At 60.1% G+C, this 24,604-nt stretch carries 19 protein-coding genes; 10 read left to right on the top strand and 9 right to left on the bottom strand.

Annotation, left to right across the window (positions count from 1 at the left end):
- Positions 1-208 precede the first annotated feature (208 nt).
- The 4 genes from VJ464_22995 (at position 209) to VJ464_22980 (ending at position 5,897) form a co-directional block, all read left to right on the top strand.
- Positions 209-1,258: a PIN domain-containing protein gene (locus VJ464_22995; protein HKQ08012.1), complete on the top strand. Its 1,050-nt coding sequence runs from the start codon at positions 209-211 to the stop codon at positions 1,256-1,258.
- Positions 1,255-1,956 (top strand): 2-C-methyl-D-erythritol 4-phosphate cytidylyltransferase, encoded by a 702-nt coding sequence (gene ispD / locus VJ464_22990; protein HKQ08011.1) that lies wholly within the window; start codon positions 1,255-1,257, stop codon positions 1,954-1,956. Before VJ464_22995 ends, ispD begins: the two co-directional genes overlap by 4 nt.
- A gap of 9 nt (positions 1,957-1,965) precedes the next feature.
- Positions 1,966-2,451, top strand: coding sequence for a 2-C-methyl-D-erythritol 2,4-cyclodiphosphate synthase (gene ispF / locus VJ464_22985; protein ID HKQ08010.1), 486 nt, complete (start codon positions 1,966-1,968; stop codon positions 2,449-2,451).
- Positions 2,452-2,630: 179 nt separating this feature from the next.
- Entirely contained in the window at positions 2,631-5,897 is a 3,267-nt protein-coding gene (locus VJ464_22980) for a protein kinase (GenBank protein HKQ08009.1), read from the top strand.
- A 12-nt stretch (positions 5,898-5,909) separates the two neighbouring features.
- Here the strand turns inward: VJ464_22980 and VJ464_22975 are convergent, their stop codons facing one another.
- Positions 5,910-7,523 (bottom strand): PKD domain-containing protein, encoded by a 1,614-nt coding sequence (locus VJ464_22975; GenBank protein ID HKQ08008.1) that lies wholly within the window; start codon positions 7,521-7,523, stop codon positions 5,910-5,912.
- A 227-nt stretch (positions 7,524-7,750) separates the two neighbouring features.
- On the opposite strand from VJ464_22975, the gene VJ464_22970 reads away from it, so the two are divergent.
- From VJ464_22970 to VJ464_22955, 4 genes are all read left to right on the top strand, one after another.
- Positions 7,751-8,335: a sigma-70 family RNA polymerase sigma factor gene (locus VJ464_22970; protein ID HKQ08007.1), complete on the top strand. Its 585-nt coding sequence runs from the start codon at positions 7,751-7,753 to the stop codon at positions 8,333-8,335.
- A 35-nt stretch (positions 8,336-8,370) separates the two neighbouring features.
- Positions 8,371-9,675: a thymidine phosphorylase gene (locus tag VJ464_22965; protein HKQ08006.1), complete on the top strand. Its 1,305-nt coding sequence runs from the start codon at positions 8,371-8,373 to the stop codon at positions 9,673-9,675.
- Between the two features lie 141 nt (positions 9,676-9,816).
- Positions 9,817-10,950, top strand: coding sequence for an isoaspartyl peptidase/L-asparaginase (locus tag VJ464_22960; GenBank protein HKQ08005.1), 1,134 nt, complete (start codon positions 9,817-9,819; stop codon positions 10,948-10,950).
- A 34-nt stretch (positions 10,951-10,984) separates the two neighbouring features.
- The gene (locus tag VJ464_22955) at positions 10,985-12,001 is read left to right on the top strand and encodes a BMP family ABC transporter substrate-binding protein (GenBank protein HKQ08004.1); all 1,017 of its coding nucleotides are present in this window, start codon (positions 10,985-10,987) and stop codon (positions 11,999-12,001) included.
- A gap of 56 nt (positions 12,002-12,057) precedes the next feature.
- On the opposite strand, the gene VJ464_22950 is transcribed toward VJ464_22955, so the two are convergent.
- Both VJ464_22950 and VJ464_22945 read right to left on the bottom strand, forming a co-directional pair.
- On the bottom strand, positions 12,058-13,080 hold the full coding sequence (locus VJ464_22950) for a hypothetical protein (protein ID HKQ08003.1): 1,023 nt from the start codon (positions 13,078-13,080) through the stop codon (positions 12,058-12,060).
- Positions 13,081-13,140: 60 nt separating this feature from the next.
- Positions 13,141-14,232 (bottom strand): hypothetical protein, encoded by a 1,092-nt coding sequence (locus VJ464_22945; protein HKQ08002.1) that lies wholly within the window; start codon positions 14,230-14,232, stop codon positions 13,141-13,143.
- 116 nt (positions 14,233-14,348) lie between these two features.
- Between VJ464_22945 and VJ464_22940 the strand changes: the two genes are divergently transcribed.
- Complete coding sequence (locus VJ464_22940; protein HKQ08001.1) at positions 14,349-14,768, top strand: BMP family ABC transporter substrate-binding protein; 420 nt, start codon at positions 14,349-14,351, stop codon at positions 14,766-14,768.
- 21 nt (positions 14,769-14,789) lie between these two features.
- Here VJ464_22940 and VJ464_22935 read toward each other — a convergent pair whose 3' ends face one another.
- The 5 genes from VJ464_22935 to VJ464_22915 all read right to left on the bottom strand — a co-directional run bounded on the left by VJ464_22935 (position 14,790) and on the right by VJ464_22915 (position 22,480).
- Complete coding sequence (locus VJ464_22935) at positions 14,790-15,725, bottom strand: diacylglycerol kinase family protein (protein ID HKQ08000.1); 936 nt, start codon at positions 15,723-15,725, stop codon at positions 14,790-14,792.
- 75 nt (positions 15,726-15,800) lie between these two features.
- The gene (locus tag VJ464_22930; GenBank protein ID HKQ07999.1) at positions 15,801-17,141 is read right to left on the bottom strand and encodes a hemolysin family protein; all 1,341 of its coding nucleotides are present in this window, start codon (positions 17,139-17,141) and stop codon (positions 15,801-15,803) included.
- Between the two features lie 70 nt (positions 17,142-17,211).
- Entirely contained in the window at positions 17,212-18,294 is a 1,083-nt protein-coding gene (locus VJ464_22925; GenBank protein ID HKQ07998.1) for a family 20 glycosylhydrolase, read from the bottom strand.
- 21 nt (positions 18,295-18,315) lie between these two features.
- On the bottom strand, positions 18,316-19,818 hold the full coding sequence (gene glpK, locus VJ464_22920; protein ID HKQ07997.1) for a glycerol kinase GlpK: 1,503 nt from the start codon (positions 19,816-19,818) through the stop codon (positions 18,316-18,318).
- 196 nt (positions 19,819-20,014) lie between these two features.
- Positions 20,015-22,480, bottom strand: coding sequence for an RtcB family protein (locus VJ464_22915; protein ID HKQ07996.1), 2,466 nt, complete (start codon positions 22,478-22,480; stop codon positions 20,015-20,017).
- Between the two features lie 201 nt (positions 22,481-22,681).
- On the opposite strand from VJ464_22915, the gene VJ464_22910 reads away from it, so the two are divergent.
- Positions 22,682-22,993: a PilZ domain-containing protein gene (locus VJ464_22910; protein ID HKQ07995.1), complete on the top strand. Its 312-nt coding sequence runs from the start codon at positions 22,682-22,684 to the stop codon at positions 22,991-22,993.
- 57 nt (positions 22,994-23,050) lie between these two features.
- On the opposite strand, the gene VJ464_22905 is transcribed toward VJ464_22910, so the two are convergent.
- Positions 23,051-24,544, bottom strand: coding sequence for a gamma-glutamyltransferase (locus tag VJ464_22905; GenBank protein ID HKQ07994.1), 1,494 nt, complete (start codon positions 24,542-24,544; stop codon positions 23,051-23,053).
- Positions 24,545-24,604 lie beyond the last annotated feature (60 nt).

The raw sequence follows: 24,604 nt of genomic DNA, 5'->3' as shown, positions 1-24,604 counted from the left end.
TGGCGCTTTCGGGCTACCTTCAAACGCTGACGAACAGGTTGCTTCATCCCTTCGCTTTATCCTGAGCGTCCGGCGCGGCGAGGTGCATCGGCTGAGCGGTCGGCATCGCGGCCAACCCCGCGACTTGATCTTTCACAACCCAGCTTAACTATTCGCAGCGTCGTCAGCAGGAACGGCTCGAGCGGTAGATAAGACGAACGGAGGTTTTATGCGCTTCGATATTAGTCTCATTCGTTTCGTCTTTTTCGCGGCGCTCGTGAGTGCAGGATACTATCTCAAGCCCATAGACGGTAAGGCATGGCTTTCGGCGGCGGTCGGTGGTGCGCTTGCGGTATTGATTATCTTCTTTGAAACCCGCATCCGCAAAGCGTCGCTGAAGACCTTGATTGGCGCGGCGGTCGGCTCGGTGCTCGGCATCCTTGCCGCCACCTTGATCGCCTGGATCATCTCGGCGCAGCAGGCCGAAATGCTCTCGCCGGCCTTCAAATCTTTTCTCACACTCACGCTGACGCTCCTCACAGGTTATGTAGGATTAATGGTAGGCGCAGTCAAAGGAGATTATCTCGATCTTTCCGCGCTCGGAGGCATTTTCGTAGAGAAGGGCAGCAGCAAAGCCCATTCATTAATACTCGACACCTCGGTCATCATCGATGGCCGTGTGGCCGACATTGCCGAAACCGGCTTTCTGGCCGGCACCCTGGTCATCCCGCAATTCGTCCTGCGCGAGCTGCAACAGATCGCCGATAGCGCCGACTCGATCAAGCGCAATCGCGGGCGGCGCGGCCTCGACATCCTGCAACGCCTGCAAAAGAAAAAAGGCAGCTACGAGATTGTCATCAGCGAAGCCGACTTCCCCGACGTCCGCGAAGTCGATCATAAGCTGATCGAGCTGGCCAAGCAGATCGAAGGCAAGATCGTCACCAACGATTTCAACCTCAACAAGGTGGCGCAACTGCGCGGCGTCGCGGTGCTCAACATCAACGAGCTGGCCAATGCGCTCAAGCCGGTGGTGCTACCGGGCGAGATCATGCGCGTCTTTGTGCTCAAGGAAGGCAAGGAGTACAACCAGGGCGTCGCCTACCTCGACGACGGCACCATGGTGGTGGTCGATAACGCGCGGCGCATGATCGGCAAGAACATCGATGTCTCGGTGACGAGCGTCTTGCAGACGACGGCGGGCAAGATGATCTTTGGCCGTTTCAACGACGACGGGCGACCGGCGCCCGCCCCGCGCCATACCTCGACGGCGACGCAGTGAGTGACCGCAGGCTGAACATCGCCGTTATTCCCGCTGCCGGCATCGGCGCGCGCATGCAGGCCGACCGCGCCAAGCAGATGATGGAGCTGCGAGGCGTGCCGCTGCTCGTCCACACGCTGCGCCGCTTTGAAGCCTGCGACGCCGTGCATCAGGTGATTCTCGTCCTGCAACCCAACCTCACCAGTGACGTGCTGGCATTGATCTCGCGGCATAACCTCAAGAAGATCGCCCGCGTCGTCGGCGGCGGCGCCGAGCGCCAGGATTCTGTGTATCGCGGCTTGCAGGTGATCAATGCGGAGACGGCCGGCGTCGTCGCCGTGCATGACGCGGTGCGGCCTTTCGTGCGCCCCGAAGAGATCAGGCAGGTGATCGAGCGCGCCGAGGCGAGCGGCGCGGCGCTGTTGGCGCTGGCGGCTACGGACACCATCAAGCAGGTTCATCGTGGGCGCGTCCAGCGGACGCTCGACCGCAAGCGCATCTACCACGCGCAGACGCCGCAAGCCTTTCGCTACGAGGTCATCAAGTCGGCTTACGACCGCGCCTATGCCGAGGGCTACACCGCTACAGACGACGCGCAACTGGTCGAGCGCGCCGGCCACCGCGTCACCGTCGTCGAAGGCTCGCCGATCAACATCAAGATCACGCGGCCATTCGACCTGCGCGTGGCCGAAGCCATTCAGGAAGAGTTTTTTGGTTGAGGTCGTTTTATGAGCGAAGCCTATCGCGTCGGCATCGGCTATGACATTCATCGCCTCGTACCAGACCGCAAGCTGCTGCTGGCAGGCGTGCGCGTGCCGTACACCAAAGGGCTGCTCGGCCATTCGGACTCGGACGTTCTGGCGCACGCGGTCTGCGACGCGCTGCTGGGCGCGGCGGCGCTCGGCGACATCGGCACGCATTTCCCCGACAACGACCCGCGCTGGCGCGGCGCGTCGAGCCTCGATTTTCTGCGCCACGCCGTCAAGCTCATCGGCGAGAAGGGCTACCGCGTCGTCAATCTTGACGCCACAGTGATCACCGAACTGCCCAAGCTCAAGCCCTACATTCCGGCCATGCGTCAGCAGTTGGCCAGTGTTTTAGAGATCGCTGTTGAGTCGGTCAGCGTCAAGGCGAAGACCAACGAAGGGCTTGACGCTGTCGGGCGCGGCGAAGCGATGGCGGCGCACGCAGTCGTCATGATCGCCACTCGCTGACCACCAGAAAAAGTTATGCCGCATTTCTTCCAGTTAATGTAGAATGTGGCCGTCGCTACAAACCAGTGGCGGCCAGGATACCAGGCCATCTCAAGGTTCGGCATCAACTAACCTGTCTCGTGACTCTATCGTTTGGTTAACCGTTCACTTCGCAAATCCGCCGGTGAGGGCGAAAGCCGATGACCCCGGAACGCTGGAAACGGATTGATGAACTGCTCGACGACCTCCTTGACCACGCGCCGGAGGAGCGTCCCTTCATCCTCGCCGAGGTCTGCGCCGGCGACCCGCTGCTGAAGCGCGAGGTCGAAGCCTTGCTCGCGGCGCACGACCGCGCCGGCGGTTTTATGGAATCGCTGCCGGCGCAGACGGGCGCGATGTTCGGCAGCCTCCAGCCGGCGCGCGGCCAGATGATCGGCCCATACCGCGTGCTGCGCGAGATCGGGCGCGGCGGCATGGGCGTAGTCTATCTGGCGGCGCGCGCCGACCAGGAGTTCGCCAAGCTGGTCGCCATCAAAGTCGTCTGGCCGGGCGCCAACCACCGCGAAGTGCTACAGCGTTTCCGCCAGGAGCGGCAGATACTGGCCAACCTCGATCACCCGAATATTTCGCGGCTGCTCGATGGCGGCACCACCGAACAGGGCATGCCCTACGTGGTGATGGAGTACATCGCCGGCACGCCAATCACAGATTATTGCGACCGCAAGCGGCTATCGATCACCGAGCGCCTGAAGCTCTTCCTGCGGGCCTGCGCTGTCGTCCAGTACGCCCACCAGAGCTTGGTCATCCACCGCGACCTCAAGCCTTCGAACATCATGGTCACAGACGAGGGCACGGTGAAGCTGCTCGACTTCGGCATCGCCAAGCTGCTCAGCGCCGACCTGCATGAAGTTGACCTGGCGGTGACGCAGACTGGCCTGCCGCCGATGACGCCGGAATACGCCAGCCCCGAACAGGTGCGCGGCGACGCGGTGACGACCGCGAGCGATGTCTACTCGCTCGGCGTCGTGTTGTATGAATTACTGACCGGCCACCGGCCTTACAAGCTCGGCAGCCGCTCGCCTTTGGAATTGGAGCGCGTCATCTGTGACAGCGAGCCTGAGCGACCGAGCGCCATCGTCGATCAGGTCGAACACGAAGCCGGCAGCGATGGTCGCGCCCGCCCGCGACGCACGCCGGAGACGATTAGCCAGACGCGCGAAGGCAAGCCCGACCGCCTGCGGGCGCGGCTGCGCGGCGACCTCGACAGCATCGCGCTTAAGGCGCTGCGCAAAGAGCCGGCGGCGCGCTACCAGTCGGTCGAGCAGTTCGCTGCGGACATCCGCCGCCACCTCGAAGGCAAAGCCGTGCAGGCGCAGAGGGCGACGCTGGCCTATCGTGCAGACAAGTTCATGCGGCGGCACAAAGTCGGCGTCGCCGTCGTCGCGCTCTTCGTGCTGATGCTGATCGCCGGCATCATCACCACCACTTGGCAGGCGCGGCTGGCGCGCACGCGGGCGCTCGATTATCGCCGCCTGCTCTACGCGGCGCAGATGAATCTGGCCGGGCAGGCTTGGGATAACACCAACCTCGAACGCCTCGAAGAACTGCTCGAAGCCAATCGCCCGAAGCCGAGCGAAGACGACCTGCGCGGCTTCGAGTGGTTCTACCTCTGGCGACTCTATCACAATAGCAACGAGCGCATGACGTTGTACCAGGACGATCAGGTCTGGTCGGTAGCGCTGTCGCCGGATGGCCGGCGGCTGGCGTCGGGCGGCGAAGATAACACGGCAAGAATCTGGGACGTGGCGACGGGGGAAGAACTGCACAGGCTCACGGGCCACGACAGATGGGTGAATGCGGTCGCCTTCTCACCTGACGGCAAGCGGCTGGCTACCGCGAGCGGCGACAATACAGCAAAGCTCTGGGATGCCGAGACCGGCGCGGAGATCGCTTCACTCGTCGGCCACACACAGCGGGTGAATGCCGTGGTCTTCTCGCTAGATGGCAGGCGATTGTTTACCGCGAGTCACGACGGTACGGTGAAGGTCTGGGACACCGCCACCGGCAGAGAGATTGGATCGTTGACAAATAGTCCAGCTCCCATTCTGTCCCTGGCGCTTTCTCCCGATGGCAAGCGATTGGCGGTCACTTCTTATACCAGCGTGAAGCTGTGGGATGTGGCTAACGGCAATGAACTGGTGTCCTTCAAAGGGCATACCGAGCAGACCAATTCGGCGAAGTTCTCGCCCGATGGCAAATGGCTGGCGACGGCAAGCTCTGACAAGACGGCGCGGCTGTGGGATGCGACCACTGGCAAGGCGCTCGGCGTTTTCAAGGGGCATGCGAGCTGGGTGGATTGCGTCGCCTTCTCTCCCGACGGCAAAACCCTGGCGACCGGCGGCAACGACCGCACCATCAAGCTGTGGGACGTGGCGAGCGGGCAAGAGCTTGGCTCGTTGCGTGGCCACTTGCGCCCGGTCGAATCGCTGGTCTTCTCGGCTGATGGCTTGCGACTGATCTCGGCGAGCCTCGATCACACGGTGAAGGTGTGGGACATCAGCAATCTCAAAGAACCTTTCATCATCAGGCTGGGCGAACGATTGGGGGCCTATTCGCAAGTCGGTCAGGTGCTGGTTAGCAACAGCAACCGTGAATTGAAAGTGTGGGATGTCGCCACCGGCCAGGAACGCCGCATCCCCATCGAACCGCCGCTGGGAACAGCGTACCTGGCGCTCGCGCCCGACGGTCAGCGGTTAGTGCTGAAGGACGGCACCGGCCCATTGATCGTCATAGACCCCGGAAGCGGCGCAGTACTCGGCTCCCTCAATGATCGCAAGAGACGCGTGTATACCATCACGTTTTCGCCCGATGGCCGGTTGATCGCGACCGGCTTCTATGACGGCATCGTGACGCTGTGGGACGCCACGACTTATCAAGCAGTCGCCAGCTTTAGCGCGCAGGAGCGGCGGGTGCGCTGCCTGGCCTTTTCGCCCGACGGCCAGCGGCTGGCGGTCGGAGGCGACGCCCACGAAATTAAAATCTGGGACGTGGCGAGCATCAAAGAAATTGCCACGCTCGCCGGCCACTCGGACGTGATCAATTCCGTGGCCTTCTCAACGGACGGACGGCTGCTAGCTTCGGGCAGCGCCGACCTGACGGCGAAGCTCTGGGACGTGGCGACGGGCCGTGAGGTCAGGACGTTCAAAGGACATGCCGATGAAGTCAGGTGCATCGCGCTGTCGCACGATGGCACGCGCCTGGCGAGCGCGAGTCAAGACATGACGATCCGGCTTTGGGACGTGGCCACCGGCCAGGAGTTGATCGCGCTCAAGGGCCACACGGACTTCGTGCAGTTCGTCGCCTTTTCGCCTGACGACAAAGTCTTGACCAGCGGCAGCCGCGACCAGACGATCCGCTTCTGGCGCGCAGCGACCCCGGAAGAGGTCGCCGCGCCGGATACACCATGATCGGTCTTCCGCTCAATTCGGCGGGTTGCTGGTGTCATTAGGTTGGATTCCGCCGCCGCGCTTGAACGGGCCAAAGCACTGGATGATCTCACAGGTTTTGCAATTGCGATCCCTGACGGTGAATTTCATGCAGAATATCAGGGAGTCCGTGCACAAGCCTGTCGGCGGCAGCGGGAAGTGGAGCTGCATCGGAAAGCTGACACCGCTGACGGCGGGGGCGAACCCATGCCAGATCGCTTCGTGGTCATTGGCAATCGGCAACGAGGCGACGAACGGGGAGACGTTTGACGCGCCCACAACGTAGGCGTTCGCGGGGCCGCCCGTGCCGCACTTGGTCGGAGAATAGGTGACTGATGCGCTGATGATGTTGGCAGTGACGCGGATGATATTCGGCATGCTGGTGGTCAGGGCCGGGGTGAAATTGTAAACACCGTTTCCCACATAGCTCAGACTCTTCAGGTCGACCTGGAATTTGTCCTTCACGCAACATTCCCCTTGATAAAGGTCGCAGTTGCGGACGGTCATCGTGGCGGAGGACGGGCATTGGCCTTTACTGGTCACGGTCACAGTGATCGTTCCCGTGCCCGACGGATTCCAGACGACGTTGACACTGTTAGTCGTTGACGAACCCTGAATCACTCCGCCGTTCACAGCCCACGAGTAAGCCACACCTCCTGTTGCCGGCACAGAGTAGGTCGCGACCGGCAAGCCGCACGAGTCGTTCGGGCCAGTGATGACAGGGGCAGGGGGCGCCGAGAGCACCGTCACCGTCTTGGTCACACAATTGGTGGTCCCATTGACGCACAGCTTCACGGTGTAGGTTCCCGCATTGGCGTAGGTGTGAGTCGGGTTCTGTTGATTGCTGTTTGTGCCGTCGCCGAAATCCCAGTTCCATGACGTCGAGCCAGAAGCGCTAATTGTGAAAACAGTTGGTTGACCCTGGCATACAGTCGTTGCCTTGAAGTCAGGCGCCCCCTCCTCTCGAATGCAGATATCGTCGACCCGGGCGTAGGAAGTCTGCCCGCCGTCATTAGCGCTTGAATTGTTTTCGACATTGATCGTGAGATAGGTGACCGGGCCTGGAGCCATAAAGCTGAAAGAGTAGGGATGCCAACTCAGGTCGTTGACGCTGGGCGACAGGAAGATCGTGTTCCCCCCCGCCACAGAGGACAGCGGCGTCGTGGAAGTCCGCAGCTTAAGCATCGCGTAAGGCAGCTTGCCAGGGTCGTTGACTCGCTGGAAAGCGACCGAGCCGATGTAGGTTTTCCCTGTAACCGTGGTCAGTGCCTGTTGAAGGCCCTCGCCAATAGTTGGGTTTTGATTCCCCCACATGCCGACAGCCCCTGGATCAAGATATCCTGGGCCCGTGCTCAGGTCGGGAGTTCCGTAGGCCACCGTCCAGGGGGCCAGCCCGTTCGTAAAACCTCCGTTAACTACGATGTTTCCCGGACAGTTGTCTACCTGTAAGGCCGCTCCGGGTTGCAGACGAAGGCCTGTTTGTTGTTGGCCAACGCCTTCCGAACCGAAGGCTCGGACTTCAATGCGGGGAAGAGGCGATACGGCCAGCAGGCCGCAGAGCACGACAGCACAAAGCAAAAATCTGTAATGGACTAATCTTTTTTTCATCGTTTTTCTCCTATTCTCAGTTTTCGGGCCGGGGACAAATCTGCCGGACCACGCGGTGGTGGGAATCGTCTTTGGCCTCCACTCTCATAAGCGATAAGCGCGGCGAATCGGTATCATGCCGGGTCGCTTATTCTGTTAGATCGTCGGCGGGCGTTAGATAAGCCAGGGCGCAGACGCTATAATTCGTCTCGGCCTTGATGCATCCCGCAGGGCGGACGGAGACGGCAATGGCAACCTCGCCACAGGAAGTCACTCAGCTACTCGTAGACTGGCGCGGCGGCGATCACGCGGCGCTCGACAAGCTGATGCTGCTGGTCTACGACGAGCTGCACGCCCTGGCGCGGCGCTACATGAAACGTGAGCGCGGCGACCACACTTTGCAGACGACGGCGCTGGTCAATGAAGCCTACATGCGGCTGCTCGGCCAGCAGCATGCGGACTGGCAGAACCGCGCGCACTTCTTCGGAGTCGCCGCGCAGGTGATGCGTCACCTGCTGGTTGACCACGCGCGCTCGCGGCGCTATGCCCGGCGCGGCGGCTCGGCGCTGCGCATCACGCTCGACGATGCGGTGGCCGCGACGCCGGAAGAGTCGGTTGACCTGCTGGCGCTCAACGAGGCGCTCGACCGATTGAGCCGGATTGACGAGCGCAAGTGCCGCATCGTCGAGCTGCGCTACTTCAGCGGACTGAGCGTTGAAGAGACGGCAGAAGTGCTCGGCGTCTCGGCCATCACGGTCAAGCGCGAATGGCTGAAAGCCAAAGCCTGGCTCTACCGCGAGATCAAACAGGAGACAGAGGCCGGCACCAACTGACGGCACGCCGGCAGACGCCAGGGCCAAGATCAATCATGCGAGCGGTTGACATTATCGAAAAGAAACGCGACGGCAAACATCTGACGCGCGACGAGATTCACTTCATCATTCAAGGTTATACTGCCGGCGAGATTGCCGACTATCAGGTGTCGGCCTTGCTGATGGCCATCTTCCTGCGCGGCATGACGGATGCCGAAGCCATCGCGCTCACCGAAGAGATGCTGCATTCGGGCGAGGTCTTAGACCTGTCTGAGCTGGGCCGCCTGCGCGTCGATAAGCATTCGACGGGCGGCGTCGGCGATAAGACTTCTCTAGTCATCGCGCCGGTTGTCGCGGCGGCGGGCGTGCCTGTGCCGATGATTTCGGGCCGCGCCCTGGCGCATTCCGGCGGCACGCTCGACAAGCTCGACTCGGTCCAGGGCTTTCGCACCAACCTGTCGCTTGCCGAATTTCGCGCCACGCTCACGCAGGTTGGCGTCGCGCTGATCGGCCAGACTGCCCAGATAGCGCCCGCCGACCGCAAGCTCTACGCCTTGCGCGACGTGACGGCTACCGTGCCCTGCCGCCCGCTGATGGCCGCTTCGATTATGAGCAAGAAGATGGCCGAAGGCATCACCGGCCTGGTGCTTGATGTCAAAGTCGGCAACGGCGCGTTCATGAAGACAGAAGCCGAAGCCCGCCAGCTCGCCGAGCTGATGATTCAGATCGCCCGCGGTCTCGGCAAAGATTGTGTCGCGCTGCTCACGGACATGAACCAGCCGCTCGGTCGCACGGTCGGCAACGCTCTGGAAATGATCGAAGCCTTCGATGCCTTGCGCGGCCAGGGGCCGGACGACTTCATCACGCTTTGCCGCGAGCTTTCAGCCGAGATGCTGGTGCTTGGCGGCGCGGTGGCTACGGTTGACGAAGGCCGCGCCCGCTATGACGAGTTGATCGCAAAGGGGGCGGCGCTTGAAAAGATGCGCGAGATCATCGCCGCGCAATCCGGCGACCCACGTGTGCTGGATGATTATTCGTTATTGCCGACGGCGCGGCATGAGCGCGCGGTTTTAGCCCGGCGCAGCGGCACTGTGCAAGCGATTGACACGGCGGCTATCGGGCGCGCTTCGATGCTGCTCGGCGCGGGCCGCCTGCGGCTCGATTCAAAGATCGATCTGAGCGTCGGACTGACCATCCATGCGCGCATCGGCGACCGCGTCGAAGAGCGCACGCCGCTGGCCGTCATGCACTTCAATGACGCGGTGCTGGTAGACGAAGCCGCCGCCGTCATTCTCCAGGCTTATCAGATCGGCGCTGAAGCGACCGCGCCGCCGGTGTTGATTAAAGATGTGCTGCGCTGATGCCGCTTCGTTTACAAACCCGCTGAGAAGGGAATAGAATCGTCCTTCACTGTTGAATCACGCGCAATCAGCCGCCGGGACAGTGGCCCGGAACACCAACAGCCGCTTGCGAGCGTCACACCGATTAGGAGAAAAGTGGTTATGAAAAACAAGATCACACGCCGCGATTTCGTTCGCACGAGCGCCGTCGCCGGGGTTGCCGCCGGCATGATTAATGAAGCGCCGCGATCTGCGCTTGCCGTCCAGGGTGGCACTCGCCCTGTCGTCGTATCGAGCGCCAATGGCTTGGCCGCCACCGCCAAGGCGATGGAGATGATTCGCGCGGGCCGCGATACGCTCGATGCGGTGATTGCCGGGGTCAACATTGTCGAAGACGACCCGAAAGATCAGAGCGTCGGCTACGGCGGCTTGCCGAATGAAGAGGGCGTCGTCGAGTTAGACTCCAGCGTCATGCACGGGCCGACGCACCGCGCCGGCGCGGTCGCTTCGTTGCGCAACATCAAGAACCCGTCGCTGGTCGCCAAGCTGGTTTTAGAGCGCACAGATCACTTGCTGCTCGTCGGTGAAGGCGCTTTGCGATTCGCGCTGGCGCATGGCTTCAAGGCGATGGATTTGCTCACCGAAGAGTCGCGCGCCGCGTGGCTGAAGTGGAAAGAGACGATGAGCGACAAGGACGCCTGGGGGCCGGGACTGGCGACGCCCGACGGTCAGCCGCAGAGCTTAATCTATAACGGTGACTGGGATCGCGCCGAGCTACTGGCGCGCATCGAAGAGTACATCGCCCACCCGCCGACGGGAACGATCAACTGCATCGCCGTCAACGGGCGTGGCGACCTGTCGGGCGTGACGACGACCAGCGGGCTGGCGTGGAAGATACCGGGGCGCGTCGGCGATTCGCCGATCATCGGCTGCGGCCTGTTCGTGGATAACGAAATCGGCGCCGCCGGCTCTACGGGGCGCGGCGAAGAGTGCATCAAGATCAATGGCGCGCACACCATCGTCGAGATGATGCGGCGCGGCGCATCGCCTACGGATGCCTGCCTCGAAGCCTGCAAGCGGGTGGTCGCCAACTACAATAACAACCGGGCCAAGCTCAGCAAGTTCCACCTCAATTTCTATGCGTTGAACAAGAAGGGCGAGTATGGCGCGGGGTCGCTGTGGGCTTACTCGATCAACGCGCGCGGCGAGCGCCACCGCTCGCGCTACGCCGTGCATGATGGCAAGGAGAACAAGCTGCACGACATGCCTTACCTGTACGAAGTGCCCGATGTATAAGGCCACGGCGAGATCAAGAGGAAGGGAAGTCTTAATGAAGCAAACGGCATTGGCAGTTCTGTTGTGCGCTTTGCTCATCGCCCCGGGTTGCAGCCGTGTGCTTGGCGGCGGCGACGAGGCGAGCGGCAAGAAGCGCGTCGGCATCGTCTTTGACATCGGCGGCAAGGATGACAAGTCATTCAACGCCGCCGCCTGGGTTGGCGTCCAGCGGGCGCTCAAGGATATGCCCAGCGACATGATCTTGCGCGATGTCGAGCCGGGCGACCCGACTTCGATTGAACCATCTATGCGCGCCTTTGCCGAGCGCGGCTATGACCTGATCATTGGCGTCGGTTTCGCGCAAGCGCCGATCATGGAGCAAGTGTCGAAGGACTATCCCAATCTCAAGTTTGCCATCATTGACGGTGTCATTGATGCGCCGAACGTCGCTTCGCTGATCTTCAAGGAACACGAAGGCTCGTTTCTCGTCGGCATGATCGCGGCGCGCACGACGAAGACCAACAAGGTTGGCTTCGTCGGCGGCATGGACATCCCGCTGATCCACAAGTTCGCCACCGGCTATGCCGAAGGCGCGCGTTTTGCCAACCCGAAGATCGAGGTCTTTGAGAACTACGTCGGCGTCAATGACTCGGCGTGGAACAATCCCGGCAAGGGCAAAGAGCTGGCGAAGGCGCAGATCGAGCGCGGCGCCGATGTCATCTTTCAGGCCGCCGGCAATTCCGGCCTTGGCGTCTTTGACGCGGCGGAAGAGACCAACCATCTGGCCATCGGCGTGGATGCGAATCAGAACTGGGTGAAGCCGGGCTTCATTCTGACCAGCATGATGAAGCGCGTGGATAATGCCGTTTATGACACCGTCAAGGATGTCATCGGCAATCAATTCAAGGGTGGCATTCACGAGTTCGGCCTTGAAAGCGACGGCGTCGGCTATGCGCTCGACGATTACAACCGCAACCTAATCCCGCAGTCGGTTCTCGACGAAGTCGAGCGCGCCAAGAAAGAGATCATCGCCGGGCGCATCAAAGTCACTGACGCCATGGCCGAGAAGTGAAGGCGTAACTCAGCGGCGAGAATCTCTACGAACTGGGGCGGCTACCTATGTTGTTTTCACTCTTTCTTGATTGATGACTTTGGTTCAACCCTCTCTGACGTGTGTTCAAGTATAAAGGGCAATTTCTTTAATTTGGGCCAAGGTTTGCGGAGCGCTTGCAAGGATACCGTTATTGCCCTGTGTCCACCCATAGCATCTCTCATGCGAAGCATTTCCTCAGCATAGATCCTCTTCTGATAGCTGTAGTAGTCTGTGGGAGTAAACCCTGATTCTGAAGCCGTGTTCACTTGACGCGCCACTTCTTTAATGTAATCGAAAATCTCATCTTCGCTGTCATTATGTTTTAGGGCGAATGCTATTTCTTCCAGAAGATCACGCTTTGCATCTATGTTGGCTTGAATCTTCGCAAAGTAGTTCGTACTGTCATCGCCAACAAACGTTCCATCCTCAAAAAATGCCCCATCGAGTGAGACGTTGATGCTCTTATAATTTTGCAACTCTCTGGCTACCTGATCCATCATCATCTTGAGATTTCCAGTTTGTGCTGCTTGCTGAATTTGTTCGCGATTTGCTTGCTTAACATAGCCCCCGCCCAACATACCTATGCCTCCGGCTTGATCCTCTCCTAAAGAAAGTGATGGCGAAACAAGTTGTGTGGAACCTGGTCTGATAGCGTAGCCACTGCTAACGGATAGGTGTTCTAATCCTGGCGATCCACCATCCATAAGGGCGGCGGGATTAATCCCGCCGCTTTCGCACGTGACAATTGTTCCATCTGCTTTAACTAATTCCCACTTCATCCAATATCCAACAATGGCTTTATCTCCTACGTTCTTGAGGAGCACTGAGAACAATTTCATTGAGTCTACTACTGGGCTATGTGTTCCCTTTGAAAAAGCCGAAATGTGATTCTGGAAAGAAGGGTCAGTAGAATCTATAAGCTTCAACCCATGTTCCGGGTAATCTTTCACTTTCACCTTTACAGTCACGGCGTTAACCTGTCTACCGAATGGTAAAAATATAATGGGGATCAGTAATGCTACTATGATTGTCAGAATCGCGAAAGTGACTTTTTTCATAACTTGACTCTTCAGCTTAAACTTCTGAATGTTAGATAGGGCGGCCCACAGCAGCCACCCCTATGGAATAAAGAAAACATCCCAGGCCCATCTCCCGGCCTGCGCTCCTCTCGAATCGTATACCTTTGCTCTATAGCGAAAATGATTGCCGTACCGATCGCGCCGGTTGGACAATCTGTAATCGAGGTCTATTCTTGCAATACCTGATGATGAAAGTGCTATCAGCTCATTTGCCTCTGAAATGCCATTATGATTAATGTCCCTCCATAACAGGAGCGAGGAAAAGATTCGATCCCTATAATCTATCATGCCATCAGTATTGCCGCCGTTTTCTGGCTTGTCATATTCAGCTAATGCAAGAAATCCATTCCGATGATCTGAAGGTGGTTGCGATGTGATGTTCCCAAATAGCTCGCTACCGTCATCTATTCTGCCGTTGCCATTGCGATCAAGCACAAGAAATGCGTCATCTGAGCCAGCGGCAGTCCACGACATATGTTCGAGATGGCCTTGGCCTCTGAAATCAAAGTCAACACCATCTGCCACACTCGTGAGATTAAAGCCATTGCCAGCAACATCAATTAATATGGGTGTATCGAAGTGGCATATACAATCATTATCAAGCCAACCCAGTTCATCGGCGCAATTTTGCGCGGCGAAGTCACAATAGACTACACCTCCAGGAGGGTCTGACGGTGGCGGGTCGGTATTAATTGGCGGGAGATAACATGCCTCCGGGTAATAGCTCGGAACGACAGGATTGCTGCTCCCGTCACAGCCCGTATCTGCACGTCCATTACCACGCAATCGTCCAGTATCAGCACACCAGCTAACTGCATTTCCGTATAGACTAACCCCGCCCACTCGGCCCGTTACGCTGACTTCATTAAATACAAGTTGATTCGGGCAATCCAAATCAGCTAACATCCAAAGGAAAATGTATGCTTGACCACTACCGGTTTCTGTACAGTTTCCACTCCCCAAACAAAGAGCCGCAGGATATCCGCCTTCTTCTGTAAGCTGAAAATCTTCACATTCAATGACGGATGTTAATGGCGGGCCACCCTGAGTTGGCGCCACAAGGATCAATATAGCCAATAAAGCTAAGAATTTGTTCAGGTGTTTGCTTCGCAGAAAATCGAGTTTAAGCATGGGCCTACATTCTTTTTCAAAACAAATCGGGCTTTACTTCGGTTAACAGAACAGGATGTTGTTATTGCTAAAGAAGACGGCGCAACAATATCATCTGTAAGTTCCCGTGTTAATTAATGTTATTGAAAATTCAACAAAATATAATTAATAAACCTTGCCAGATCGAGCGCGGTGCCGATGTCATCTTTCAGGCCGCCGGCAATTCCGGCCTCGGCGTCTTTGACGCGGCGGAAGAGACCAACCATCTGGCCATCGGCGTGGATGCGAATCAGAACTGGGTGAAGCCGGGCTTCATTCTGACCAGCATGATGAAGCGTGTGGATAATGCCGTTTATGACACCGTCAAGGATGTCATCGGCAATCAATTCAAGGGTGGCATTCACGAGTTCGGCCTTGAAAGCGACGGCGTCGGCTATGCGCTCGACGATTACAACCGCAACCTGATCCCGCAATCGGTTCTCGACGAAGTCGAGCGCGCCAAGAAAGAGATCATCGCCGGGCGCATCAAAGTCACCGACGCAATGGCCGAGAAGTGAGCGGCAGCCGTGGGCGGTTGCTTATGCACTGAGCAGCCTCACGGCTGAAGGACTGACGGTCAGCGTTGCCGGCGTGGTGCCTGCGAAATCGCCGTCTACGTCAATGGCGAGCGGCTCGCTGGCGGTGATCGAAATGACGCGGGCGCGATGCTCGCTGACTCTGGGATTCTTGAGGTGGCCGCCGCGCCCGATACGCGGCAACTCTTTGATGATGTCCCAGCGCGTCGCGCCGTCGGCAACGATGACATCGAACAGCCCATCATCGAGCCGGGCATGCGGCGCGAGCATCATGCCGCCGCCCGCATACCTGCCGTTAGCCACTACCAGCAAGTTGCTGTCAATCTCCAGTTCACTTTCCTGTCCGAGCTTCACACGCACGCGATGGTTACGATAGCGGTCGAGCGCCCTGAGCGCCGCCAGCGCGTACTTGGCTTGACCCTTGAGCAAACGCGAGCGCCGGCCACGCCAGCGGTTCACCCACATCGCCGTATCACCGCCAAGCCCGAACGAGGCAAGGTTGATGAAGGCTCGCGTATACGGCTGGCCGTCCGTGCCGTTCAAGCTGATCCGCCCTGCGTCTATCATCTTGACCGTCGCGCCGCTGAGGGCGCGAATCGCTTGCACAGGAGTTGCGATGCCGAGCGTTTTGCAAAAGTCGGCGCCGGTGCCTCCCGGCAGGATGCCAATCGCGGCTTCGCTGTTGATCGGTCGCCCTTCGCCGTCAAGAAAGCCGTTCACCACTTCGCTCAACGTGCCGTCGCCGCCGACGGCAACGACTCGTGTGGTGCCGCTGGATAATGCGGCGCGTGTCACTTCGGCGGCTTCGCCGGCGCGCGTTGTCACTTGCTCGCGAATCGTCAAGCCTGCCGCCAGCAACGCGGGCCGCGCCTCGCGCCATGCGCGGAGCGCCGCGCCGCCGCCCGACACAGGGTTAATGATGAACAGGGTTTCCGTCAAAGGGCCAGGTGGAGAGTCAGAGCAGATTTCGATAGCACTTGCTATGTGGCGCAAGCTGTTAGCTTGCGCAATAACTCAGGTTGCCAGCGTCGGCGCCGGCACGTCTTCTTCGCGCTTTTCGATCTTCGCTTCGACGATGCGGTTGCGCTCGGTGCTTACAACCGTCAGCCGCAGGCCGTTGTATTCGATCTGATCGCCGGTCTGAAGCAAGCGACCGGCGCGCGCCATCATGAATCCGGCGACCGTGTGATAGCTGTCGGATTCAGGCAGCCCGAGCTGCATATGCCGGTTGGCATCGCGAATCGATAGCGCGCCGCTGACCTTAAATGTATCCGGGTTTTCCTGTTTGATTTGCTGCGCTACGACTTCATCATGCTCGTCGCGAATGTCGCCGACGATCTCTTCAAGCAGGTCTTCGAGTGTCACTAATCCTTCAACGCCGCCGTGCTCGTCAACCACCATCGCCATGTGCGCGCTCGAACGGCGCAGGCTGCGCAGCGCGTCGTGCAGCCGCACGGTGGTCGGCAGAAAGACCGCCGGGCGGATGATCTCGTCAAAGTTGCCGCCGTGTCGCACCAGCCGGCTCAGGTCTTTGTGCAGCACAATGCCTAAGACATGATCGAGCGAGCCGCGATACACAGGCATGCGCGAGTAGCCGATCTGCTCGAAGTAATCGAGCATCTGCGCCGGCGTCAGCTCGGCGTCGAGCGCCTCGATCTGTGTGCGCGGGTTCATCACGCTCTCGACGGTCGTCTCGGTAAAGTCAAAAACGTTGTTGATCAACTGCCGCTCGTCTTCCAGCACATGGCCGCTCTTCTGAGAGACCGCGATCAGGCCGCGCAGCTCTTCTTCACTGTAGATGCCCGAATGCTCGGCCGTGGCGCGCAGCCCGAGCCAGCGCAGCACGATGATCCCCGAATGGTTCAGCACCCAGATGGGCGCTTTGAACATTTTATAAAAGATACGTATCGGCGCGGCGACGGCGAGGGCAACCGGCTCGGCCTTCTCCAGCGAGATGGCCTTTGGCACCAGCTCACCGAGAACGACGTGCAGGTAAGTGATGGCGATGTAGGCGATGACGATTGACGCGGTGTGCGCCGCGACGGCCGAGTACGAACCGAAGGCGCGCTGAAAGAGGGGGCCGAGAATCTCAGCCATGGTCTCTTCGCCGACCCAGCCGAGCGCCAGGCTTGCGAGCGTCACCCCGAGTTGTGTGGCGGAGATGTAGGCGGTCAGCTTATCAAGGATGCGGATCACCCGCTGCGCGCGCTTGTTGCCCTGGCCGGCCAGCGATGCGATGCGTGAGCGGCGAACGCTGACGAGCGCATACTCGGCGGCGACAAAGAAACCGTTGGTCAGCACCAGCAAGAGCACCAGCGCCAGCCTGATCAGCACCGATGAGAGCGACGACTCCATACTTAGGGAGCATTATAGCAGGCCGCGCCGTCCCCCGAAAACGTCACGCGTCGCCCATCGCCACGGCGGCTCACCTGCGCGGTGCCTTGCCGATAGCGGCGGTCGCAGCAGGGCGCAGACGTTTCAAGCCTTCGATCAAGGGCGGGTAATCGGGCAATTGATCTTTCTTCACGCCCCAGGTCGTGAACAGGTGGCCCAGCATCTTCGGGCTCGTCTGCTTCTCGTCGTAATCGATCAAGGCTTGCGTCGCATCTACCTTGTTCCAACTGGCCGGCAGCACGCGAAAGCCTTTCTCAAGAAAGAAGGCGACCGACGGGTAGGCGTCGCGCAGCTCATAATGCCAGGGGCAGATGATGATGTCTTTGGGAATCAGATCAACCGCGGCGGCGGTGCCGTTCTTTGAGGCTTCCCATTCGCCGAAGTCGTACTTCTGCCCATCAATCAAACGGTCGCCCCACATCAGCATCTCGACGTGACGCCGCTTCACCAGATGCGCGTAGAGATCGTTGACCGCTCGGGCGAAGAGCTGCGCAGGGTCTTTGCCTTTCGTGGACGGCGATTGCTCGGAGCCGAGCAGAAAGACTTCGTCCATGCCGACGTGCAGGGCGTCGGCGTGAAACGCCTCGATGATCTCGTCCATCAAGGCGAAGACAATGCGATTGACTTCAGGATTCAGCGGGTCCCACTCGCGGCAATAGATGCCTTCGTTGTTCGGAAATGCGCCGGGCGTCAAGTCGAGCTTCGGGTAGACGGTCAGCAACGGCAGGGTATCGGCTTTCCACGACTGGTGGCCGAGCGATTGAAACTCAGGGATCAAGCGAATGCCCTGGCGGCGGCAGAGGTCGGCCAGCCGACGCGCCCCAGCCCTGGTGATCGGCGTCGTGCCGCGGCGCAACTCCGGGTGTGATTTGAAGTCGAAATTATAATCAACCTCAAAGACGATGACATTGACGCCCATAGCCTTCAGCTTCGGAATGTTCTGGGCAAACACCTCAAGGTCGGCGTCGCTCGCATAATCGAGCACATGAACAGCGCGCCATTTATCCGGGCGCTTCGGCTCGCGGCCCGGCTTTGTGCCTGCCGTGATTGATGCGGCCAGCGTCAAGACAAGGATGAGAAGGATGAGCAAGAATAACCATCGCGAATGTTTCATTGAAACAACACCCTCCCAAAATTATGAGTGGTTCGCCCAGTTGCTTGCCCGCTCGATGGCGCGCGCCCAATCGCCAAGCAAGCGTTGCCGCTCGTCGGCTTGCATCTGCGGCGCGAAAGAGCGCTCGCATTGCCAGCCTTCGGCGATAGCGGCGGTGTCTTCCCAGAACCCTGTAGCCAGCCCGGCCAGGTAAGCCGCCCCTGCCGCCGTCGTCTCGGTATTCGCAGGCCGCACAACCGGGATGCCCAAAACATCGGCCTGAAATTGCATCAGAAAATCGTTGCGCGCCGCGCCGCCGTCAACTCGCAGCTCGCTCAGCTCGATTCCCGAATCGCTGCGCATGGCGTTCAGCACATCGGCGGTCTGATAAGCGATAGCTTCCAGCGCCGCCCGCGCGATATGTTCGCGGGTCGTGCCGCGCGTCAATCCAACCATCGTGCCGCGCGCGTAGGCGTCCCACTGCGGCGCTCCCAGTCCGACGAACGCCGGCACGAAGTAGACGCCGCCATTGTCGTTCACCTTCAAAGCCATGTCCTGTGTGTCGCCTGCCGAGGTGATGATCTTCAGACCGTCGCGCAGCCATTGGATGGCCGCGCCGGCGATGAAGACGCTGCCTTCGAGCGCGTATTCAAGCGGCTCGTCGCCGAGCTGCCATGCGACGGTCGTGAGCAGGTTGTTCCGCGAGCGCACCAGCTCGTTGCCGGTGTTTAAGAGCATAAAACAGCCGGTGCCGTAAGTGTTCTTCGCCAGACCCGGCGCGATACAGGCTTGCCCGAACAGCGCCGCCTGCTGGTCGCCGGCGTTGCCGGCAATGGGGATCGCTCGGCCAAAGAGCGCCGGGTCCGTTTCGCCAAGCATCTCCGACGATGGCGTGACGTGCGGCAACAACGAGCGTGGCACATTCAGCGTGTCGAGCAAGGCATCGTCCCACTCGCCGCTCTCGATGTTATAGAGCAGCGTGCGGCTGGCGTTTGAAGGGTCTGTGGTGTGAATGCGCCCGCCGGTGAGCTTCCAGATCAGCCACGAATCAACCGTGCCGAATGCCAGCCGGCCTTGCTCGGCCAGCCGCCGCGCGCCCTCAACGTTATCGAGGAGCCATTGCACCTTGGTGCCGGAGAAGTACGCATCAAGCACAAGACCTGTGCGCTCTTGAAAGAGCGGCGCGAGTCCCTCTGCGCGCATGCGGTCACAGATAGGCGCCGTGCGGCGGCATTGCCAGACGATGGCATTATGGATCGGCTCGCCGGTTTCGCGATCCCAGATGATCGTGGTTTCGCGCTGGTTGGTGATGCCGATGGCGGCGATCTGTTCGGCTTTGACCTTCGATTCCAGCAGCACGCGCTCGGCGGCGTTGAGCTGCGAATGCCAGATATCATTCGGGCGATGCTCGACCCAGCCGGGCTGCGGGTAGAGCTGCTCGAACTCTTGCTGGGCGATAGCCTCGGGGCGGCCCTCGCGATTAAATAGAATGGCGCGCGAGCTGGTAGTCCCTTGATCGAGGGCGAGAACGTAATCCTGACTCATTGATGTCTCCTGGGGCGGTTTTGCCTGCGTGAGGGGCTTATCATACCATCGGCTTCGTCTGAGGCGAAGCCGGTGGTAGAGCCTGGGAGCGCCGGCGTCTCGCCCGCATGGCCTCGTAGGCGTGAGAAGGGCAGGCAAGATGCCCGCGCCCCCAGGCGACTGCCAATTGAAAGCCGCTTCTGACGCTTGCCGCTTTTCAAAAATGCTTGCTCGACGGCTTGCCTTTGCGCTTCCTGCCGCGCCGTCCCTCTTCGCCTTTGAGCGAGGCGAGCGGCCACAGACGATACTCAATCGTTGCGAGCCCCGCGCCGACGACGGCTTCGATCACTTCTTCGGCGGGCTTGTAGCAGGGCGCGGCCTCGTCAATCGGCACGTGGCCATTGGCGTTGACGATGATGCCGGCCTCGCGGTACTCGCGGTCAATCTCGCGCTGGTTCAGGCGGCGTGTGGCTTCGCCGCGCGACATTCGGCGGCCCGCGCCGTGATTGACCGAATAGCCGCTCTTGACCGCCCCCTCTTGCGGGCGCAGCACATAGCTCCAATCCTTGTTCGAGCCGGGGATCAGCACGGGATGACCGGTCGTCTCCCAGATCGTCCCGGCGAGCGCCGGGTGAGCGGCGGGGAAGGCGCGCGTCGCGCCCTTGCGATGCACCCAGACATCGCCGAATTCCGGGTGCGGCTCGCGCTGCACCAGGTTGTGGCTGATCTCGTAGATCAATTCCAGCTCGCCGCCAAAGACATCGCTGAAGGCCCGCGCGATCTGCTCAAAGATGATCAGCCGGTTGAGGATGGCATAGTTGCCGCCTGCCGCGACGGCGTTCAGATAATCGCGATAGTGCGCCGAATCGGGCGTGAAATAGCCGAGATCGATGTCGGTGATGACCCGTGGCTTTTCTTCGCGCGCCATCTCGAAGTAGTTGGTCGCCAGCCCGTGCCCCCAACCCCGCGAGCCTGTGTGCGCCTGAACGAACAGCGTACCGGTCTCTTCGGCGCGTTGCAGCTCGATGAAGTGATTGCCGCCACCCAGCGAGCCGAGTTGCTGCATGCCGCGCTCGGGTCGGCCCTTGCCGCCGAGCGGCGGCTGCCAGTCGTCATCTACCGGCAGGCGGTGGCGCTCGGCGCGGCTGCGGTCAAAGGTCGCGCCGTACTTCTCAACGTAGTACTCGGCGCCGCCGCGCACGAGGTTATTGAACTCGCGCTGGTCGAGATGCTTCAGCCTGACGCTCTTGCCGCCGGCGCCGAACTCGACGCGCTCCATCACGGCGCGATTGAAAGCCAGCCGGCGTTCCGGCGTCGCCGCGTCAACCGGCACATCCGATTTGGCGCTGACCATTCCGCAATTATGCACGAAGACGCCTGCATCAAGAGCAAAGTTGCCATAATCAGGAACGGTTAAGCAGTACACGTCGGCGACGGAATTCAAGGGCTCGACTGAAACGACCTTGTGGTTGTAACCATGTTTGCTGCGACGGTGGTTATGAATGCCAAACCCGCCTCCGCTTACTTCTTCGCCGCAGGCTTCGCAAGCATGCGTGCGATGCGCCACCTCGGATGACTTTGCTCTGCCCGCCGCACTCTTGTTGTAGGCGATAAGGTATGGTTTGCCACGCTCGCCGTTGCGGTTTTCAATCGCAGCCTGCTTTTCGGCCCCCGGATTCTGCTGACGCCACCGCGCGAGATTTGCCGAGCCGCGGGCAGCAAAATAAGCGTAGCCTTCAGCCGTTTGCGCCTTCGCCGAAATTGCCGCTTTTCTTCTCGCTTCAAATTCTGGCGACTGGAAACCAGGATTCCGTTCGGCTATCGATTTGTGGTAACTCATGTGGTCACGATCACCCATGAATTCGAGGTTTTCTAAGCGGTTATCTTCGGGGGTGAAATTCCGATGATGGATGATCGTCTTCTGTCCAGCAAAAGCCGGAATTTTTCCTAACAACCCGGCACGCGCCATAATCCAATGTACCTTCTGATTCAAGCCGGTCGCCGGGTGTCGAACCATGACGTAGCCGTCCTTGTCCGTCCGCTTGTCGAAGGGCATTAACGACATCTGCGGCCTAAGGCATTGCGCCTGAAGATAGGTTCCGTCCCGAAGCATGAAATCATGATCCGGCGTGCAGACGATTTCTCTGCCATTATCGAGCGTGACCTTCACTAGCGGCGCGTTGGTTCGCGTCTTCCTCGCCTTCGCTTTCGCCACGACGACTCGGTGATCGGATGAAAGTGCGTATATGAGAATTTCGCAGCCTGATTCGGCAAGCTCAGCAATCGGATAGCTATTGCCGTCCACAGTCGGCACCAGGGTATCCGCTGTGAAGCAGCCGATATCGTAGCCCACCGGCCCCATCGCGACCGCGCCGCTCGCGGCGTCTGTCAGCAGCACACAGCCGACCGGCACGCCGTAGCCGTAATGCGTGTCGGGCGTGATGATGACACACTTGACGCCGGGGAAACGCGTCGCGTTGACGATCTGGCGATAGATGATCTCTTCGGTCTCGCGAAGCAGTTTCGGCGTCAAAAACAGCCGCACCGGCACATCGCCGGTGTCTTCGGTGTGAAGCGTGTAATATCCTTCGCCATGCCAGCGGGCGAGGTGCTTCCAGTTGTCGGCGTTCTTCAGCCGCTTCGCTTCCTTCAAAGCATGGGCATCTTCATGTTTATTTCCCACAGTGATTTCGTGACTCCTGACGCGGCGCGCTAGAGCATGCTATCGCGCAAGGTGGGTTAGGCTTATGATATTCGTCGCACGATTCATCTTCGCTCGACTGCGGCGCTCAAGGCAAGACGGCCAGTAGAACAACCGGCGTCCAGGGTTGCGCGAAGACAAAGTCGCGTAGATCATAGTCGAAGGCAGAAATGGTGAAATGACATGGGTGAAGATAAACGACATTCGAAGCGGCGCATGATCATCGTCGAAGTGCGGTACGAAGGCGGCGGCTTGCGCGGGCAGACGCGCATCTCGGACATGAGCGAGACCGGCGTTTACGTGGATGTGATGAGCCCGCTGCCGGAAGGCGTACCTCTACAACTCGAATTCCGCCTGCCCGGCGGCCATGAGATTCGAGCCGAGGGAATCGTGGTTCGCAGCGAGCCGCGCATCGGCATGGCCATACGCTTTACACAGATCGCGCCCGAAGACCAGCAACAGATCGCCGAGATCATCACGCGCCAAGAGAGATGAAGGCGGCTGTCGGCCAATGAGCAGACCTTCTGCTGAGCAGACCTTCTGCATCGGAAGCTAGAGTCCGAGCGCAACGCCTTCGCGTCGAGGGTCAGCAACGCCGATGATCGTCCCATCGTCAATGATCTCGACCGCATGAATGCCACCAAAGAACAGGTCCTGCGAGCGCCGTTCATCTACGGGGTCGTCGAGTTCCTGCCGGGCCCGCGCCCGAACATCAGCGGCAATGTCGCCTTCGAAAAAGTAACGATTCTCCTCCCAGTGAATGCGACCCGCGGCAACCGCCGCTTCCAGGTCCAGCCCCTCAAACACCACCTTGCCGATCACCTGCGCCATGGCCGGGAATATCCGCAAGCTGCCCGGCGTCCCCAGCGCCAATCGCGGCCTGCCATTTCGGAAGACGATGGTCGGCGCCATGTTGGCCACCGAGCGCTTATTCGGCCCCACGGAGTTCGGATGACCGGCCTTGCGCTCCATGTCTGAGATGTCGTCGTTGAGCACAATGCCGAAGCCTTCGACCACGACGCCGCTGCCGAAGAAGTGGCCGATGGTCTGGCTCATCGTCACAATCGTGCCTTCGCCGTCAACGACTACGAAGTGTGTGGTGCCGCCTCCCGGCGGCGGAGCCTCTGCGCCTGCACCCGGATTCGACCGGGCGATCCCGACAAGGTCCGGGTCGCCGATCAGCGGGTGCAGCTCTCGAAACGTCGAACGGATCGTCGGCGCCAACCGCACAGGGTCACGGTCATAGCTCAGCAATGTGCGGATGATGCCGGCACCGCCCCGCGAAGGCGCCGCCGTCGTGGCGATCTGGTGTCCGGCGACTTCAGCGATCAAAGGCTGCCGCAGCTTCGCTTCATAAGCGCGCAGGTCGCCTTCTCCCCAGACAGGCCCCGTGGCGTTGACGGCGCGCTGCATCGCGCTGCCAATTTCACCGCCGTAGCACGACTCAAAACCTTGCTCGGCGACGATGCCAAGCGCCCGCGCCAGATCGCTCTGAACAAGGCGCTCGCCAGCCTTATAGCGCGCGCCGTCACGGTAAAAGATTCGCGCGCACTCAGGCGTTGACCGCACGGTGCCTTCAAACAGGGAGGAGCAATACACGAACACTTCGCCGACCGCGAAGCCGTCGCGGGCGAGGCGGATCGCCGGGCTGACCATATCGCTAAGCGGCAGGCGGCCACCAAAACGCTCAAGCGCCAGGCCGAGCATTCGCCCCAGTCCAGGCACGGCAATCGACATCGGCCCGGTCTTCGGCACCCAGGGCAGCATCACGCCTTTCGGATAGATGTATTCTTCCGTCGCCAGCGATGAGAGTTTGCCGCGGCCATCAATCACCACGGTCTCTGTGAGCTGCCCGCGCGGCGCAATCATCATAAAGCCGCCGCCGCCCAGGCTTGAGGCGAAGGGCTCGACGACGCCGAGCGCCAGCGAGACCGCGACAGCGGCCTCCACCGCGTTGCCGCCGTTGGCGAGTATATGGTGGCCAGCCTCCGCCGCAAGCGGGTGAGCCGCGACAATCATTCCTTTGTCAGATCGAGCAACTTTCATGGCGGAGCTTATACTAGCACAAGACCGCAGGGCTGGCGCTGACCATCCGACATCCGACTC

It is taken from the genome of Blastocatellia bacterium (assembly GCA_035275065.1).
Lineage (GTDB): Bacteria > Acidobacteriota > Blastocatellia > UBA7656 > UBA7656 > DATENM01.
This window is presented reverse-complemented; position numbering and strand designations above follow the sequence as displayed.